Consider the following 15,642-nt stretch of genomic DNA (forward strand, 5'->3'; position numbering starts at 1 on the left):
TTAACTTGCCATGTTAGGGCGCATGGCTATACAATACAGCCACTCGCAGCTTATCTATAACTAATCGAACGGAAGGAATACAAATGGGTTTTTTTGCTGGAATCCTTAAATTTACAATCGGTGTAACTGTAGGAGCCACAGTAGGAGCAGCCGTAACCACTTTCATTGTAACGCGCGATGGTGGACAAACCCTAGAACAGCTAAAGGGTTTGGTGCAAGAAATATCGAACGGGGCAAAAGAAGCTTATCAGGAAGAGCAAACGCGCCAAACCGAGCGCCGTCAGCAATTGATTGGCGATGCTGGCACAGCGCGAAACACTCGTAAGGCTGAGAAAAAAGACAAATAATCTCTTTTCCGGGAGTTATTTCTTTTGCAGGATGATTTAAAACGTCTGGATAGTGCCTTAGCCTCTTTGGTGGCAGGACGCAAGAATACCGCGCTACGTTTGCTTTCCACAGTGGTAGCGAAAGAGCCTGCCAACCAGCAGGCATGGTTGTATTTGTCTTTGGCACAACCGCGTGAAAAGGCGCAACAAGCATTAGATCAGCTTTTAAAGCTCAACCCTGCTCACCAAACTGCCATTACATTATCTCTCAAGTTGAAAGAAAATCCCGAAGCTGAATTATTGCTCTCTGATATTTTATCCGAAGCTGAAATTGCTGTTTTGGCGGCAAGCAATGAAGCTACCAAGCCAGTTCGTAAAGCGGGGCGACCTTCTCGCAAGGCTAAGGCTGTTTTAGAGGTGGATAGCAAACCTATTGAGTTTGTTGAAGCCGCTGTTGAACTTACAGAAACAGAATTTGAAGCTGCTGTTACAACGTTTGCCGAGAATGACTTAACCCATCCGGCTACTGCACAAATGCCTCTCGAAGATGATGCACAACAAACCCCTGCTTTAGCCGAAACCACAACTACCTTTGAGCCTATTATTGTGCCTAGTGATGAGCCTTTGCCGACATTGGGCGAAATTAGCGAACCTCTAACTTTTGAGACGGATTATACCTTTTTCTTTGATACGGAAAGAGTACAAGAAAAAAATAACCCGGTTGCTACTCCAATTTTGCAAGCCTCCACCAAAACAGCCACACCCCCGCAGAACTCGGTTATTACCGCTTCGGCTGATTCGTCCGTATCTGCTGCTCTAGCTAATGATGATTTCTGGAAACGGGCTGCTGCTCAGTTCAATTCGCCCTACACCTTGCGCGGAGTAGGGAAACTAAACCCACGTCCGGTACGCCGTACTCGTGGACCTACTCGTGCTTTTGTCTCAGTCACCAACTTCGGTTTGCTAATGATTATGCTGGCAAGCATCATCTTGCTGGTATATCTTTACCTGCTGTTCTTCTAGAAATCCAATTACCCCCAACTCTACCCTCGATTTTAGCCAAGACTACCCAATAAATCGTTTGTGGTGGGCTATCTGTCTTGCTCTTCTTCTTTTAAATCTATTTCAGGTTTCTTTAAATATGGATTTGGCACATAATGCTGGTCGTTTTCGCTAGAGCGACGCTGGCGCAAATCACGTAAGGTGTGGATTGCGATTGTAGCAGGTTTAAACTGTGATAGGTTCAATAACGCGGCTATCTGGCGCGATACCACCAGATATAATAGTCCTAGAAATAAAATGGATGATAAAGCCACCCATTCGGATATTCTTTGACCTAAAGCGATGATCAAGTCAAAGATAGCATGGGTAATTACCGCCAACATTAGCCCGGCAATAACCCGCCGCTTTGCTGTTGTTTTCAAACGATCGAATTTGGCGAGTCCTAGAGCTGCGCCCCACATTGCGGAGAACAGAACATGCCCCAGAGTGCTGACAGGACCCCGTAGCAGGATAATTACAGGACCTTCGTTAATTATAAAGAAAACATTTTCAAAAGTCGCAAAACCTAGCCCGCTTGCAGCGGCGTAAATAATGCCATCAACCGGTTCGTTGAAAGCAGGGTGTCGGTAAGCCAGCAAGTAAGTTATCGCCAGTTTGCCTAACTCTTCGGTCAAAGCTACTACTAAAAGGTAGAAGAGTATTACCGGTAGAATATTCTCACTTTCACTTAGTGCAATATTACCTTGTTTTCCGGCTTGATCTATCGAGTATTCAAACAAGCCGATTAGCAATGAAATTGGTATTCCGGTAATAAAAACTAAAGCCAGTAAGTGCTTGGGTTCTTTTTCGTATTTATCTTGGCGATAGTACCACCACATCCAAAATAAGCCGGGTATCAGAGAAGCGAGAAAGACAATGATAAATTCCATCTGCTCTCCTGCCCGGTTTTAACGCGGTAAGAATAACGCTGTCATGAGAAGAATCGTAGGAAGAGAAAAGAAGAAGCTTGAAAAAACTGCTGCACTGGTAAATTCTTCGTCCAACTTGTATTGGTTGGCATAGGCAAGACAGAGAATGATAGCCGGGGTTGAAGCGTTCAGTAAAATTACACCCTGTGTCATCTGGTCGTCCGGTAGCAAGATTTTAGCAAGGACAATTCCGATGATCGGTGATACTAGCAATTTGATTAGGTTCAGCGCAATGATAGAAGGTAAGATACTGCCGATATTTTTCCAGACTATCGTTACGCCTACAAGGAACATCATCAGGGGTAGGGTTACTGCTCCCAGTGTATCAAGAGTAGCAGTTATAAAGGTTGGCAAGTCGTCCTTATAGAAGATTAGCGCCAGTACCAACCCGATAAAAGGACCTGAACGCGGAATTGCCAGCAGCGTTTGCCAGCCAAAGCGCCCGCCTTCTCCGTAGAAAGAAGCAATAATCACACCCATAGTTACGAGCAGGGTTAGGCTGCCGATTTCGCTATAGAAGGCGTGCGGCAAGATTCCTTTGTCACCGTATATGCCCTTGACCAGCGGTAAACCCACAAAACCGGTGCTGCCGAAAGTAGCGGTCAGGATAAATGCGCCCATTTGGCGGCGTTGTAATTTAAGGATGCGCCCAAGACTCCATGCCATAACGCCGCAAAAGAGGATTACCAACAGAGCGATAAGCGAAACTTTGAGGACTTCCGGGGAGATGGGTTTATCTCTGGTTTTTTTGATGCCGTTAAAGATAACAGCCGGAAGAAACACATTGTTAATCAGTGGCGGGAAAATGCGCTTGGCATCTTCTGGACGTAGCCATTGAGCGGCACGTACACCTGCACCGACCATCACTAAACCGAAGACGACTATGATTGTTTGGAAAACTTGGTCAAAATTACCCATTTAGAGCAAAAACCGCTCACTATTCCATTTCTATAAAGTCTGGGAAGAAATATTTTATAGGGTCGCTAATTGTTTTTCGCAATTCTTCGAGCATTATGAGAATAATTTTGACACCGCTCAGGTTCACGCCGCGTTTTTGAGTCAAGAATTGAACAAATTGCAATTTAAAGATGTCGTTCTGGGAATAACGGCGGCGCTGAGTTTTGGTGCGAAATGGCACAACTAACTCTTGTTCTTCATAGATGCGCAAGGTGCGAGGGTGCAACTTAAGAATGTCTGCTGCAATGCTAAGCGGGTATACCGCTTTATCAGGGCTGATACGAACTTCAAACCCGCTTCCGGGATTAGGGGTTTTACTTTTGCGCCCTCGTCTTTTAGTTTCTGTTTCATGGGTAGTGCTGGTAATTTCCACGCCATAAGCTGGAAGGTTTTCCGGTGCAAGACTATCTGCGCTTTTTTCAATCTCTAATGGATGCGTTCTAGGACGACCTCGCCCCCTTTTAGGTATTCCATTATTGGGAGAATCTACAGGCGGGGGAACTTTGGTTTTATTTACTTCCATAGTCTGTCCGCTTTCATCGCCTGACTCATACAGAACTTTTAAGATAGGGAGCAGGCTAAAAAATTAAAAATGCACCAAACATCAGGAATTTTGAGCGAGTTTAGAATTAAACCAGTTCGCCAAATTTAACATAATGACTTATTACTGTCAAGACTACTAGCAAAAAGCATATCAATAAAACAGTATATAAGCCTGTCACTTTTGTTACTATTATTATGTGCAATTACAAAATAAACGATGAAGTACTAAGCTCCGTTTTTTCTCCCACGACCTCTTCTTTGCTTGGGCATTTCATCTTCATTATGGTTACTATCGAATTCACTGGATAATAACGAGGTTTCGGCTTTTCCCAAAACAATATTTTTCAGAGTATTGCTGGCGGTAAAGCCGGGAGTCTGGGTTTCGGGTATTACAATGCGCTCTTTGGTTTGAGGGTTTACCCCCTTGCGTTCGCGCCTAGTCCGCACCTCAAAAGTGCCAAAGCCTGTCAGCACCACTTTGTCTCCATTGCGTAGGCTGCGGGCAATCAGTTCAATCGTAGATTTGACGACCTGATTAACCTGTTTTTGAGGTAGAGAAGTTTCACGGGCTAATTGTTTGATGAACTCATTTTTGTGCATGGCTTGCCTAGCCTCCCAAAAATACTAACTGCATAGCTTCAGAAAAGTAATAATGAGGATACGCGAAGGATTTTGATCTTCTTGACACGAGGTTATACTTCAACAGAATAGTCGGAGTTTTTATGGCTAATATAGCTTACAATTCCGGCTATTATCCCACCCACCACTAATAAAATGAAAAACGTTAAGAGCGTATAAGATTCGAACGTTGCGCCTACAACTAGGTCTGACGGTTTCAAAATAGCTTTGAAAGGCGCTACTAACGGCTCTGACAAGTTGTATATGATGTTTTGTGAAACAGCGAAGAGCTTGAAAATAAAACGAACAAGCAGTAAAGAGCCGCTTAGACTCAGCAACACATAAAGTATTCCAATTATGCTGGTTTGCTTCACAGGCATTTTTCTAACGGCTTCGACGTTTGCGATAGAACCCAAATCCTGCTACCAGAAAAATCCCACCTAAAACGCCCCTTACTATCGGTATATCCTCTATTGTAGGCTCAAAATCGAATTGCGGTAAAGGCAACTCGATTAAAATAACAACGCCAAAAACTGCCAGTATTATTGCTCCAAAAAAACCGAAGTCGGGCGCTGCGCCTGCAATTAACTCACCTAGAAATGCAGCTATGGCAGCCAGAAACACTAGTGCAAAAAATTGGGGCAAAGTAGGTGGAAGTTGCAGCATGCTTCAAGATTCGCTCGCTACCGTTTGTTGCGGTAAATAATTGACTCTTTATACAGATTATACAAATTTATGGTTTATCAGAGATTGAGAAAAGCCCATTGCAAAAACTTATTTCATCAAAATCATAGCAAAGGGGTATAGCTTTGTCAATCATTACTCGCGTCGATAAAGACACGAATGAATCAAAGTGAGTTCATACGCAACTCTAACAGTGTAGTACTGGCATATCGGATAGGTTCGGTGATAGAATCAAAAGGCAGACCGGAGTTATAAGGCCGTGAGGCGGTAAAAAACGGTATCCGGTAGCGGTGTTTTATATATATACGAAGCTGACAGCCGCGTCGGTTTCGGAAAGGACATTAACATGAGCGACAGATTTAATTTACCTCCCAACTGGCAAGATATGTTCGGGCAATTTGTTCGAGAAGGGCAAAACTGGCTTGGTAAGATTGAAAGTTCAATGAACAGCACTATGCCTCGTCCTGAACAAGTTGAAATCGAAGAAGAAGAGGAAGGGGAGGGGGACACTCCACCTAAGGCACGCAAGCACACAAGCACGCCCTACACCGGGCAACGCTGGGAATATAAGGTAGCTTACGTTAACTTCAAAGGTCAAATCAGCGCAGAAGGCGAGCAACTATTAATCGGCAGAGGTGAGCGCCGGAGCACCTTCGTTCGCAAGTTCCTAGACGAGTTAGGGGCAGAAGGTTGGGAGTTATCTGGTGTCAGCCCGTTGGGTGTTTCTGAGAACAGCTATTTTGTATTCAAGCGCCCCGCCACCCGTGCGGCAGAACCGATTGAACGCAAGGTAGAAGCTAAGGAAGAACCGACTACTGAAGACGACGTTCTGTAAATTTCGATTGAACTGCTTTGGGCTTTCATAAATACCCGAAGCAGTTTTTTATTACTAAAAATTTTCCTGCAAAAATTTATGGAAGAAATTTTATGCTAAGCTATAAATACAATGAAACGTTATACCAGATTAATATTGCCGCTTAGTATGTTACTTGGTATGCTCTTTTGTGCCTATGCTGCTTTTTTCGTCGGCGTAAAGGAGGATTTGCCCTTTCCGCCTAGTTCCACCAGAATTCCGCTTAGCGTCATCCAACAACTTACTTTGGCTCAACAGTGGAACGAGTCGGCGAGTTGGCGAAACCCTACCGCAGAGGTATATATTCTGGGCGACAGCTTTGAAAAGACCGCTGATTTTTACCGGAATGCTTTTGTGAACAGGCGTGCTTGGAAAGAACTTCCTTCGCCTGCCCAACCCAAAGAAGTTGCGCCCGGACAAACATTTCAAACTTTAAGTTTTGCAAAAGATAACAAGCAGGTAATTATTGCCTTTACGGCTGCGCAAGTGCTGTTGCAAACCGATACAGCTTTAAATCGAGTGATTCAGAGCAGCAATTTACATTTGAACGATTCGTTAGCAATAGTTATTTACGGTCAAAAGAGTTAAAGGAGATATAAATGGGTCATGCAGTAGATGGTATTGAGCCATGCGCTAAAAGCGAACAAGAAGATGTGCAATGCATGTGCGGGATTGAAATAGAGACGGTTGCCGGGAAAGTAACACATGTAGGGGTAATTCCTAACTCCAGATGCCGCCTTTGCACGGGAGTTTCCGACCATGATAAATACGAAATTTTCCGCATGGGTGTCCCATGGGGGGTAATAGTCTGTAACATTTGCATGTTGATCTGCGACGAGTATTAAGCTTCCTGCTCAAGATGCTTTGCCCAGATTTTGGCAGCCGATGGGTGAGAATAATCTATGCGCCCAAATAACCCGTAATGGTATATTCCATCCAGCACATGATTTTCTGCGCCGGGCATATAAGCGCCATCCACCGTTATAAAACCGTCACCCCATTGGTTAGGGTTATCAGGCCACTGTAATTTGTAAGATTGATAGGCGAAACGCTCTGCCGGAGAACCGTTGCGACGTGCGAATACACTTTTGCCAATAGCCGATACGTAAGTGATATCGGGGTAGTATGCGCCGGGATAATATTTGTTGGCATAGGCGGCGCTTTTAGTTGCCCACGGTTCTTTGGTGGTATAAGGTGAGCCTAAAGAAATCAACCCGCGTACAAACCGATGTCCGTTACACTTTAGCCCCCCGTAGGGTCTTTCGCCCATCCATAGGCGCGCGATGCGTCCTCCTGCGCTGTGTCCAACCAGCCAAACTTTTTCTGCTCCGGTACGCTGGAGGGCTAGTTTTATAACTCTTTCCAGATCAAGTATTTGGGGCTGAAAACTATCATCACGGGTAATTGCCCACCTGATTCTTCCTACCGTTGAAACATAGACTTTTCGGGAATAGGGAGGCTTATTCAGCGCTTTAATCCAAGAAAGGTAATCGCCGGGTTCGGTTAGAAAGCCACCCGCTATCACAACAGGTTCATTCATGATTTTTTCTCGTTCACAAGTTTTGCTAACATTTCCTCAATCCGGTTTAAACGCTCTTCTACCCCTGTAAAACGTTCTGCTATTGCGGCTAAAGCAATGTTTTGCGTCGTTTCATGTGCTAAAACCACCTGTCCCAAGTCTTCGATAGCGCGTGCTACTGTTGCGTTATAATCTACTTGTTGTTGCAGGATGGGTTTAACATACCAGCGAGTCGAGATATTATTAAAACGTTCACGAAACTTCGCCACAAAAGGTAGGCGGCTACTGAAAGATTTTTCCTCGACCAGCCAACCTTTTTTTACATCGCTCAGGCGGGATGGTAGCCTTTCTAATACCGGATTTTGATCATCCACAATAATTTCATCCTTATTATCTTTTACTTGCCAAGAATGAGCAAGCGCTTGATATATCTTAATGCTGGCAGATAAGTCTAGACTGGGAGGGGTTATGGCAATGCGTTTGCTTTCCGACGCTATAAACTCGGTGAAGAATTGATGTGTGTCAAGGTGTTTTCGCGCAAGGTGTAGTCGATTGCGGTGCAATAATTCATAATAACTGCTTTTGCGCCCGAAACTTGTACCCTCGTAATGCCAAGCAACTGCACTTGCTTCATACCAGATTTTCCAACCCAATTTGCGCGCTCGGAGGCACAAATCGACATCCTCGAAATAGCCAGGATGAAAAGCAGGATCAAAACCACCCAACGCTTGCACTATTTCTCGCCGTACTGCTAACGCTGCGCCGGTTACAAAATCTACCGCCACGCTTTCATCCCAGCGCCCGTCATCCTCTTCGCGGTATCCGAAATGGATACCCAAAAGGCTTCCATGTATAATTAACCCGCCCGCGTGCTGGATTTTGCCATCTCTTGTTAGCAATTTGCAACCTGCTATGCCAATTTCGGGATTTTTGTCGAAAGGTGCGACAAACTTTTGCAACCAACCTACCGGAAAACTCATATCAGGATTGAGAACTATATATAGCTCTCCTTCCAGATGTTCCCAGCCATAGTTAGCGCCACCACCATAGCCCAGATTTTCAGGGGCTGGAAGCCATTTCAGATTACTTTTTAGGAAGGGCTTTATCGTATTATGAGTACGCTGTTGTGCGGCTTTATCGCCATTTTCAACCACTGCCACTTGAGTTTGAGCGGGGTACGCCTCACAATTCTCTAGCAGCGTTTTTAGACACTCAGGCAAATCCGCTGCCGAATCATAGCTGACTATTACAATTGCTAATGTGGGAAACTCGCTCATTCTGCTCCACTTTTCATTTGCTGAAGCTCTAACAAATATTTCTCAGCGCTCTGTTTCAACTCACTATTGATAGAAGTTTGAAGAAACTCTATGAAATCGGCGCTCGCATGCTCGCGATGTCCTGCCAATTTATAAACCTCGCCTCGTTGGAACAATAGAGGTAGGTCGGGTTTTAGCTTCAAAGCTTCACTCAAGTTCTGGATAGTAAGGTCGTACTCTTGCATAGCGAGATATGCTTCAGCTTGATCTTTCAAAGCAGCCAGCAAACCTATTCGTGCCAGAAAATCTTTAGGGGAAAGCTCAAGCGCTTTGCGGAACGTAGTAAGCGCTTGATTGTACAGACGTACCGCGCTTGCCGAGTCTGGTTGTATTCCTTCTGGTGGGTTTAACAGGCTGGTTGCTTCGGATGATAGCCGCGCCCCTTCTTTTGCCAAATGCGCTGCGTATGCCAAATTATCACCGCGTGGCGCAAGCTCAGTCAGGTATTTCTGAGCAGCTTCGCGCAGATATTCTATTTTTCCATAGCGTAAATACTGAGTCAGGTCGTTGCGGGCGGAGGCAGGGTCGTCACTTTTCAGATGACTCATGGCGCGATAATAATAATCCTCTGCCAGCGTGGGATTAAGGCGGATTGCCTGAGTCAAATCTGCCACTGCTTCTTTGTAATTATGTATATAGCGCTGCTGATGACCACGTTGGCTGTAAGCATCGGCTAAAGCCTTTCGCGCTACTTGCAAGGGTTCTTTCTCTTCGGTAGCGATTTCCAGTGTCTTTTTGAATATTGCCAAAGCTTCCCCGCAGTGTAGGATTGCCTGTTGCGGTGTAAGCGAAACCGTCGCTTCGTCTAATAGACGATACCCTTCGTTTAGCAATTTATCGAATTCAGAGACATTTTTTCCCAATTATGCTACCCTCGCGCTTGTTTTGGCGCATTCCAAGTTTAGCTTATTCGTTAGCGCGTTGCAATCGGCTGAAATAAATTTTTTGTCCAGATATTTCCACAAACTGTGGAAAAATATTTTCATTTGCTGGGATTGTGTTATAATTTAGCCCAAATATATCTTCTAAAATACCGTAATACTCTGAAAACTAGGTCGAAAAGGAGCAAACCAAGTATGAAGGTTAGTTGCCTGCAAGAACAACTCAGCAAGGGCTTGTCGGTAGTCGGGCGTGCCGTTTCCACCAAGACTACATTACCGGTTTTAAATCATATTCTGATTGCTACCGAAACTACCGATGATGGCGGGCGGTTAAAGTTGGCTGCGACTAATCTTGAAATCAGTATAACCTACTGGGTGTCGGCGCGTGTGGATGAACCGGGCGAAATCACTATACCGGCGCGCCTTCTTTCTGATTTTGTTTCCAGCCTCGGCAATGAACAAGTACATATGAGCCTTGATGAACAAACCCTTTCGCTCAATGTACGTAGCGCTCGTTATGAAGCCAATATAAAGGGTATTCCCGCCGAAGATTTCCCAACCCTACCAAATGTAACCAATCCCGGCAATAGCGCCGAAATCGCTTCTAATGTTTTCCGGGAGGCTGTGAGTCAGGTGGCTTTTGCTGCCAGCACCGATGAAACTCGCCCGGTATTGACCGGACTTTATGCCAGTTTTAACGGTGATAAAGTCACTATGGCGGCAGCGGATAGTTTCAGACTTGCGGTTAAAGAAGCTTCTTTGCTATCTTCGGTAAGCAATAATTTCAGTATAATTCTGCCTGCTCGCGCTATGTTAGAGCTTTCCCGTATTGTTAGTGACGATGATTCGCCGATCGAAATCAGCGTTACTGCCAATAGGAGTCAGGCTTTGTTCAAAGCGCAAGGGATTGATTTTACCAGCAGCTTGATTGAAGGGAGTTTCCCCAATTTCCAGCATATCATCCCCAAACGGTTTGATACCCGCACCTTGATTAGTACCGCCGATTTGCTCAAAGCCGTTAAGGTATCCAGCTTGTTTGCGCGGGATAGCGGCGGCAATATAATTCGGATGGCGGTTACTCCGGGCGAGGATATAACTCCCGGTAGCGTTATGCTGACGGCTAATGCGGCTGAAGTGGGCGATAACCGCAACGAGCTTGAAGCGACGGTAGAGGGACAGCCCGCCCAGATCGCTTTTAACGCCAAATATTTAACCGATGTTCTAGGAGCGATAAACACCGCGCAGGTTGCCATCGAACTCCAATCTCCTAGTAATCCGGGCGTTATCAAACCGGTAGGCAAAGAGGATTACACCCACGTAATTATGCCGATGCACCTCGCCAATCGCTAGAAATTTGCAGATATTTTCAAAGAAATAGAAAATGGTTAAGGGCGCTGTGATGCGCCCTAATTTTACGGCAACGAAAGATGAACCATACTCCAGAAAATGAAGATGCGTTATCGCGGCGGGTCGCTGAGCTAATACATCGGCTTGAATATCACAATTACCGTTACTACATACTAGATGACCCAATTATTAGCGATGTCGAATATGACGCTTTATATCGCGAACTAAAGCAAATAGAGGAATCTCACCCCGAACTGATTTCAGATGATTCGCCTACTCGCCGGGTGGGCGTTTCTACCGCTCAGACCGATTTTGCTAAAGTGCGCCACCCTTACCCCATGTTGAGCTTGAGTAATGTGTTTAGCATGGAAGATTTGGTGCGTTGGGATACTGCCGCTCGCAAATTCTTTCCCGGCAAGGTTGACTTTGAATATGTAGTAGAACCTAAAATTGACGGACTTTCGGTTGCGCTTACCTATGAGGATGGCGTGTTGGTGCGTGGCGCAACGCGGGGTGATGGCACTATTGGCGAAGATATTACACTGAATATCAAGACCATTAAGAGCGTGCCGCTCAAGTTGCGTCAATTAGAGGGTAAGCCTGTTCCCCGCCGCATTGAAGTTAGGGGCGAGGTTTATCTGGCTATAAAAGATTTTGAAACACTGAATCGTGAATTGGCAGAAAAGGGGGAGAAGCTTTTTGCCAACCCTCGCAACAGCGCTGCCGGTTCTTTACGCCAAAAAGACCCTGCCATTTCAGCTTCGCGACCGCTTAGTATCTTTCTATATAACCTCGGTTATATAGAAGATGGCTTGGAAATTCAAACCCAGACTCAAGCGCTCGAATATTTTCGGGAACTTGGCTTTCGCACCGCCAAAGATATTAAGCTATGCCGAACTCTTGAAGAAGTGGAAAACTGCGTCAGAGATTGGCTGGCACGCCGCGACTCGCTCGATTTTGAGATTGACGGCGCAGTGATTAAGCTTAACGATTTCAAGACTCAGGAATTGTTGGGCTATGTAGGGCGCGACCCGCGTTGGGCTACCGCTTATAAATTTCCGGCGCGAGAAGCTACTACCGTTTTGAAAGCTATTACCATATCGGTACGGCGCACGGGTAGTATCACCCCAAAAGCAGTACTTGAGCCGGTGCAAATCGGCGGTACTACTGTACAAAACGCTACCCTCTTTAATGAGGATGAGATTCGCCGCTTGCATTTGAAAATCGGCGATACGGTATTGGTTAAGCGCGCCGGAGATGTGATTCCCAACATTGTGAAGGTTCTCGATGAGCGGCGCACAGGCAATGAAACCGACTTCGAGATGCCCAAAAATTGCCCCAGTTGTGGCTTCCCAACCCGCCGTGACCCTGAATACGCGGTTTTATATTGTACCAACAACTCGTTTGATTGCCCTGACCGCATCCGTGACTGGATTAATCATTTTACCCAGACGATGGGTATGGAAGGGTTGGGCGTAAAAATAACCAACCGTTTCTATGATGAAGGCTTTATCCGCGACTTTGCCGATATTTACAGCCTTAAAAAAGAACAGTTGACCTCCCTTGAGCGTTTTGGCGAAAGACTTGCCGATAAGTTGTTGGCACAAATTGAGGAAAGCAAACAACGCCCGCTCTCGCAACTGCTGGCAGCTTTGGGAATTGAGGGTATCGGGCAGAAAGCGGCTGAAATGCTGGCACAGCACTTTAAGAGCCTTGCGCGTCTAAGGGCTGCTACCATAGATGAAATTGCCGAGATAAAAGGGATGGGTAAGGTTGCGGCACAGAGTATCGTTGATTTTTTTGCCAATGCTCGCAACGTTGCGTTGGTGGATAAATTGCTAGCTTTCGGGGTGCGTACTAGCGACCCGGAAGATAGCGATGAGAAAAGCAGCAAACCCTTTTCCGGTATGACCTTTGTTTTGACCGGAAAATTGCTAAACTATACTCGGCAATCGGCTGAGGAGTTGCTCAAGCGCAAAGGCGCTACCGTGGGCAGTTCGGTCAGCAAAAATACAACCTATGTGGTTGCGGGTGAGGATTCTGGAAGTAAACTCGCAAAAGCTCAGGCGCTCGGAATCAAAATTCTATCTGAGCAAGAATTTGAAAAATTGGTCAAGGATTAGGCAGTAGTAGGAAAGCGAATTTGGAGAAGCTTTGCAGTTAATTGTTTTGATTATTTGAATTCAGCTTATTCTGAACATTGTATTATATCTTGGAGAAAAAATGGCATATAGCGAACCTATAAAATCTGATAGCCCTGTGGTAAAGGTGCGGCAAATTGCCCGTCTTGCCCAATTGATTCTGGATTTACGGAATGAATACGAACAACGCTCGCGCCCCGATACTCTTCGCCAACTCAAGCAGCGCGCTGCCGAATTGAATGCGCTGGCGCAAGAACTTGAAGGCGAAACGCCCCAACCTTCCGAGAATCAGGAAAAAGGCTCAAAATAACTTTCTGCTAGCATCTTATCAATTTACCGGCTGTTTCCTCCCCGGTGTTTTCTGCTACGTTTAAACAGTTTATCCGGTATTCAAATTCTCCGATTTTTTGAAAATTGGCGTAATTCGCGTAATTTTTTTGTATAGCCTGCGTTTTATTAAGTAGAAACCTACTGATAGTGTTGGTATGAAGAGTTCGCAACAAATTAGTAAACGCAGGAGTAATCAAATGAAATCCTCAAGCTTTTTTTCTTCACATCGTCGTCTGTTTCTTTTCGGCTCAATCGCGCTGCTTGTGCTGCTGGTTGGTTCAGTGGCAATAGGTATAATGGCAAGCCCCAGAGTAGGAAATGTTTTTGATGAGGTTTCGAGCGGAATTGGCTATGCGCCGCAACCCACCGCTGCTGCCGCCGGTTCTGCCGCTAAAGCGCCCGCACAGGATTATGCTAGCGGCTCAACCTCTACAAGTTCTGGCAGCTATAATATAGGGACAAGCACGGACAAGATGATAATCCGCAATGCTACCTTAAATGTGACCGTAGAAAATATGGAAAAGACGCTGGCTGATATTCGGGCGCTGGTGGCGCAGCAACAAGGTACGATATTTAGTAGCAATACTACTGTCCGCAATGAACAAACATATGCCACTTTGGTGTTGCAGATTCCATCCGGCGCGTTTGATGAAACAATGACCCGCCTACGCGCTCTGGCTTATAAAGTGGATAGCGAAAATACTACCAGCCAGGATGTCACCGAAGAATATGTTGATTTGGACTCGCAAATGCGTAACCTTAAAGCAACCGAAGCTCAGTTGTTAGACTTGCTGAAAAAGGCTACTAACGTGAATGAAACGCTGACGGTTCAACGCGAATTAACCAACGTTCGCGGCGAAATCGAGCGTCGGCAAGGCAGAATGAACTATTTGCAGAAAAAGAGCGATTATTCGCTGGTAACTCTCAATATTTCGCCTAAAGGCGCACCCTCTACATTGAAAGTGGGCAATAACTGGGACTTCGGCTTAATCTTGTCGGATGCGTGGGAAGGTTCTCTGCGTGGTTTGCAGGGACTGGCAACCGTAACCGTAACCCTCGCGGTATATGGCATTTGGCTTGTGCCTTTGCTAGTACTGGGCTTCTACTTCGGCAGGAAATTCTACCGTCGCTTCCGCTCACTCGCTTCGCAGCAAACTAATTAAATCGAGTAAGGCTGGACTGAGTATAAATAAAATTCTTAGCCCAGCCTTAATCTTTTACTAATAAAGCTATTTATCCACAATTGACTCTCGTTTTCCACAAAATATCCCCATTTATCCACATTATGGAAAGCAGATTGCGGCTTAGGCTTAAAGCTGTTAAAATTAACCTACTTTAATAGGATAATTTAATTTATAAAGAAGCTTCAGGTTTTGAAGAGCAAAATTATCGCAATTGCGAATCAGAAAGGTGGTGTGGGTAAAACCACTACCGCCGTAAGTCTTAGTGCGGGTTTGGCTGCCGAAGGCTACCGTATATTGCTGGTAGATAGTGACCCACAGGGGAATGCTACCGGTAGTCTTGGTATTAACAAGCGCGAGTTGGAAGTATCGCTTTACGAGGTGCTGGTGGGCGAAAGTACCGCTACTCAAGCAATACTGGCTTCTGGTAGGGAAAGGCTGGAACTGTTACCCGCTTCGGTAGAATTGGCGGGCGCAGAGGTAGAGCTTACCAGTTTGACCGATGATGAGCGTGCCTTTCGTTTGAAAATGGCGTTGGAGCCTGTACGTTCTCGCTTTGACTATATCCTGATCGATTGCCCGCCTTCGCTAGGTCAAATAACTGTGAATGCGCTGACTGCTGCTGATGGTGTAATCATTCCGATCCAGTGCGAATATCTGGCGTTGGAAGGCTTGACACAGCTAAAGAATACAATTGATCTGGTAACAGCCGCGCTCAACCCTCGGCTGACCATTTTTGGCATCATTATGACGATGTATGATGGGCGTACCAACCTAGCGTTGCAAGTGGTTGAAGAAGTCAAAAAGTATTTTCCGGAGCAAATATTCAATACGGTTGTACCACGTAGTGTGCGCTTGAGTGAAGCTCCCAGTTTCGGGCAGTCTATTTTCGAATATGACCCGAATAGTCGAGGGGCACAGGCGTACAAAATTCTGACACGCGAGATGGTAGCACGCATTAAGTAGAGGGGCAAGA

19 protein-coding genes are annotated in these 15,642 nt (G+C 45.6%); 10 read left to right on the forward strand and 9 right to left on the reverse strand.

Translation table 11 applies throughout. From position 1 onward, the window contains the following. Window positions 1–83: 83 nt before the first annotated feature. Both OZ401_RS00335 and OZ401_RS00340 read left to right on the forward strand, forming a co-directional pair. Entirely contained in the window at window positions 84–347 is a 264-nt protein-coding gene (locus OZ401_RS00335) for a hypothetical protein (protein ID WP_341468715.1), read from the forward strand. Between the two features lie 24 nt (window positions 348–371). Continuing rightward, window positions 372–1,349, forward strand: a complete 978-nt coding sequence (locus tag OZ401_RS00340; protein WP_341468716.1) for a tetratricopeptide repeat protein — start codon at window positions 372–374, stop codon at window positions 1,347–1,349. 68 nt (window positions 1,350–1,417) lie between these two features. Here OZ401_RS00340 and OZ401_RS00345 read toward each other — a convergent pair whose 3' ends face one another. The 6 genes from OZ401_RS00345 to OZ401_RS00370 form a co-directional block, all read right to left on the reverse strand. Next, window positions 1,418–2,257, reverse strand: coding sequence for a PrsW family intramembrane metalloprotease (locus OZ401_RS00345; protein ID WP_341468717.1), 840 nt, complete (start codon window positions 2,255–2,257; stop codon window positions 1,418–1,420). Window positions 2,258–2,275: 18 nt separating this feature from the next. Continuing rightward, on the reverse strand, window positions 2,276–3,214 hold the full coding sequence (locus tag OZ401_RS00350) for an AEC family transporter (RefSeq protein WP_341468718.1): 939 nt from the start codon (window positions 3,212–3,214) through the stop codon (window positions 2,276–2,278). 19 nt (window positions 3,215–3,233) lie between these two features. Continuing rightward, window positions 3,234–3,776: a MerR family transcriptional regulator gene (locus tag OZ401_RS00355; RefSeq protein ID WP_341468719.1), complete on the reverse strand. Its 543-nt coding sequence runs from the start codon at window positions 3,774–3,776 to the stop codon at window positions 3,234–3,236. Window positions 3,777–4,021: 245 nt separating this feature from the next. Beyond that, window positions 4,022–4,396, reverse strand: coding sequence for an HU family DNA-binding protein (locus OZ401_RS00360; RefSeq protein WP_341468720.1), 375 nt, complete (start codon window positions 4,394–4,396; stop codon window positions 4,022–4,024). 92 nt (window positions 4,397–4,488) lie between these two features. Next, a complete protein-coding gene (locus OZ401_RS00365) occupies window positions 4,489–4,794 on the reverse strand; it encodes a hypothetical protein (protein WP_341468721.1) in 306 nt (101 codons plus the stop codon). A 4-nt stretch (window positions 4,795–4,798) separates the two neighbouring features. Then, window positions 4,799–5,080 (reverse strand): hypothetical protein, encoded by a 282-nt coding sequence (locus OZ401_RS00370; protein ID WP_341468722.1) that lies wholly within the window; start codon window positions 5,078–5,080, stop codon window positions 4,799–4,801. Between the two features lie 364 nt (window positions 5,081–5,444). Between OZ401_RS00370 and OZ401_RS00375 the strand changes: the two genes are divergently transcribed. The 3 genes from OZ401_RS00375 to OZ401_RS00385 all read left to right on the forward strand — a co-directional run bounded on the left by OZ401_RS00375 (window position 5,445) and on the right by OZ401_RS00385 (window position 6,796). Beyond that, window positions 5,445–5,933 (forward strand): DUF4177 domain-containing protein, encoded by a 489-nt coding sequence (locus tag OZ401_RS00375; protein WP_341468723.1) that lies wholly within the window; start codon window positions 5,445–5,447, stop codon window positions 5,931–5,933. A 111-nt stretch (window positions 5,934–6,044) separates the two neighbouring features. Continuing rightward, entirely contained in the window at window positions 6,045–6,539 is a 495-nt protein-coding gene (locus OZ401_RS00380; protein WP_341468724.1) for a hypothetical protein, read from the forward strand. Between the two features lie 11 nt (window positions 6,540–6,550). Further along, window positions 6,551–6,796 (forward strand): hypothetical protein, encoded by a 246-nt coding sequence (locus OZ401_RS00385; protein WP_341468725.1) that lies wholly within the window; start codon window positions 6,551–6,553, stop codon window positions 6,794–6,796. On the opposite strand, the gene OZ401_RS00390 is transcribed toward OZ401_RS00385, so the two are convergent. From OZ401_RS00390 to OZ401_RS00400, 3 genes are read right to left on the reverse strand one after another with little or no spacing between them, the layout of a single operon-like run. Then, window positions 6,793–7,491 carry an esterase/lipase family protein gene (locus tag OZ401_RS00390; RefSeq protein ID WP_341468726.1) on the reverse strand — a complete coding sequence of 233 codons (699 nt, stop codon included), beginning with the start codon at window positions 7,489–7,491 and terminating at the stop codon, window positions 6,793–6,795. The genes OZ401_RS00385 and OZ401_RS00390 overlap by 4 nt on opposite strands. Next, window positions 7,488–8,747, reverse strand: a complete 1,260-nt coding sequence (locus OZ401_RS00395) for a glycosyltransferase family 2 protein (RefSeq protein WP_341468727.1) — start codon at window positions 8,745–8,747, stop codon at window positions 7,488–7,490. The genes OZ401_RS00390 and OZ401_RS00395 overlap by 4 nt, the downstream gene beginning before the upstream one ends. Further along, window positions 8,744–9,649 carry a tetratricopeptide repeat protein gene (locus tag OZ401_RS00400; RefSeq protein WP_341468728.1) on the reverse strand — a complete coding sequence of 302 codons (906 nt, stop codon included), beginning with the start codon at window positions 9,647–9,649 and terminating at the stop codon, window positions 8,744–8,746. The genes OZ401_RS00395 and OZ401_RS00400 overlap by 4 nt, the downstream gene beginning before the upstream one ends. Before the next feature lie 213 nt (window positions 9,650–9,862). Here OZ401_RS00400 and dnaN point away from each other — a divergent pair, with 213 nt between their 5' ends. The 5 genes from dnaN to OZ401_RS00425 all read left to right on the forward strand — a co-directional run bounded on the left by dnaN (window position 9,863) and on the right by OZ401_RS00425 (window position 15,632). Continuing rightward, window positions 9,863–11,017: a DNA polymerase III subunit beta gene (gene dnaN / locus OZ401_RS00405; RefSeq protein ID WP_341468729.1), complete on the forward strand. Its 1,155-nt coding sequence runs from the start codon at window positions 9,863–9,865 to the stop codon at window positions 11,015–11,017. A gap of 77 nt (window positions 11,018–11,094) precedes the next feature. Next, window positions 11,095–13,137, forward strand: a complete 2,043-nt coding sequence (gene ligA, locus OZ401_RS00410) for an NAD-dependent DNA ligase LigA (protein ID WP_341468730.1) — start codon at window positions 11,095–11,097, stop codon at window positions 13,135–13,137. A 100-nt stretch (window positions 13,138–13,237) separates the two neighbouring features. Further along, entirely contained in the window at window positions 13,238–13,465 is a 228-nt protein-coding gene (locus OZ401_RS00415) for a hypothetical protein (protein WP_341468731.1), read from the forward strand. A 217-nt stretch (window positions 13,466–13,682) separates the two neighbouring features. Beyond that, a complete protein-coding gene (locus OZ401_RS00420; protein WP_341468732.1) occupies window positions 13,683–14,648 on the forward strand; it encodes a DUF4349 domain-containing protein in 966 nt (321 codons plus the stop codon). 210 nt (window positions 14,649–14,858) lie between these two features. Next, entirely contained in the window at window positions 14,859–15,632 is a 774-nt protein-coding gene (locus OZ401_RS00425) for a ParA family protein (RefSeq protein ID WP_341468733.1), read from the forward strand. The last annotated feature ends 10 nt before the right edge of the window (window positions 15,633–15,642 follow it).

The sequence above is a fragment of the Candidatus Chlorohelix allophototropha genome (genome assembly GCF_030389965.1).
Taxonomy (GTDB): Bacteria; Chloroflexota; Chloroflexia; order Chloroheliales; family Chloroheliaceae; genus Chlorohelix; species Chlorohelix allophototropha.

Bases quoted from the DNA above. Each gene is read 5' to 3' on its own strand.
- OZ401_RS00335 (WP_341468715.1), top strand. From the start codon at position 84: ATGGGTTTTTTTGCTGGAATCCTTAAATTTACAATCGGTGTAACTGTA.
- OZ401_RS00345 (WP_341468717.1), bottom strand. From the start codon at position 2,257: ATGGAATTTATCATTGTCTTTCTCGCTTCTCTGATACCCGGCTTATTT.
- OZ401_RS00350 (WP_341468718.1), bottom strand. From the start codon at position 3,214: ATGGGTAATTTTGACCAAGTTTTCCAAACAATCATAGTCGTCTTCGGT.
- OZ401_RS00355 (WP_341468719.1), bottom strand. From the start codon at position 3,776: ATGGAAGTAAATAAAACCAAAGTTCCCCCGCCTGTAGATTCTCCCAAT.
- OZ401_RS00360 (WP_341468720.1), bottom strand. From the start codon at position 4,396: ATGCACAAAAATGAGTTCATCAAACAATTAGCCCGTGAAACTTCTCTA.
- OZ401_RS00365 (WP_341468721.1), bottom strand. From the start codon at position 4,794: ATGCCTGTGAAGCAAACCAGCATAATTGGAATACTTTATGTGTTGCTG.
- OZ401_RS00370 (WP_341468722.1), bottom strand. From the start codon at position 5,080: ATGCTGCAACTTCCACCTACTTTGCCCCAATTTTTTGCACTAGTGTTT.
- OZ401_RS00375 (WP_341468723.1), top strand. From the start codon at position 5,445: ATGAGCGACAGATTTAATTTACCTCCCAACTGGCAAGATATGTTCGGG.
- OZ401_RS00380 (WP_341468724.1), top strand. From the start codon at position 6,045: ATGAAACGTTATACCAGATTAATATTGCCGCTTAGTATGTTACTTGGT.
- OZ401_RS00385 (WP_341468725.1), top strand. From the start codon at position 6,551: ATGGGTCATGCAGTAGATGGTATTGAGCCATGCGCTAAAAGCGAACAA.
- OZ401_RS00390 (WP_341468726.1), bottom strand. From the start codon at position 7,491: ATGAATGAACCTGTTGTGATAGCGGGTGGCTTTCTAACCGAACCCGGC.
- OZ401_RS00395 (WP_341468727.1), bottom strand. From the start codon at position 8,747: ATGAGCGAGTTTCCCACATTAGCAATTGTAATAGTCAGCTATGATTCG.
- dnaN (WP_341468729.1), top strand. From the start codon at position 9,863: ATGAAGGTTAGTTGCCTGCAAGAACAACTCAGCAAGGGCTTGTCGGTA.
- ligA (WP_341468730.1), top strand. From the start codon at position 11,095: ATGAACCATACTCCAGAAAATGAAGATGCGTTATCGCGGCGGGTCGCT.
- OZ401_RS00415 (WP_341468731.1), top strand. From the start codon at position 13,238: ATGGCATATAGCGAACCTATAAAATCTGATAGCCCTGTGGTAAAGGTG.
- OZ401_RS00420 (WP_341468732.1), top strand. From the start codon at position 13,683: ATGAAATCCTCAAGCTTTTTTTCTTCACATCGTCGTCTGTTTCTTTTC.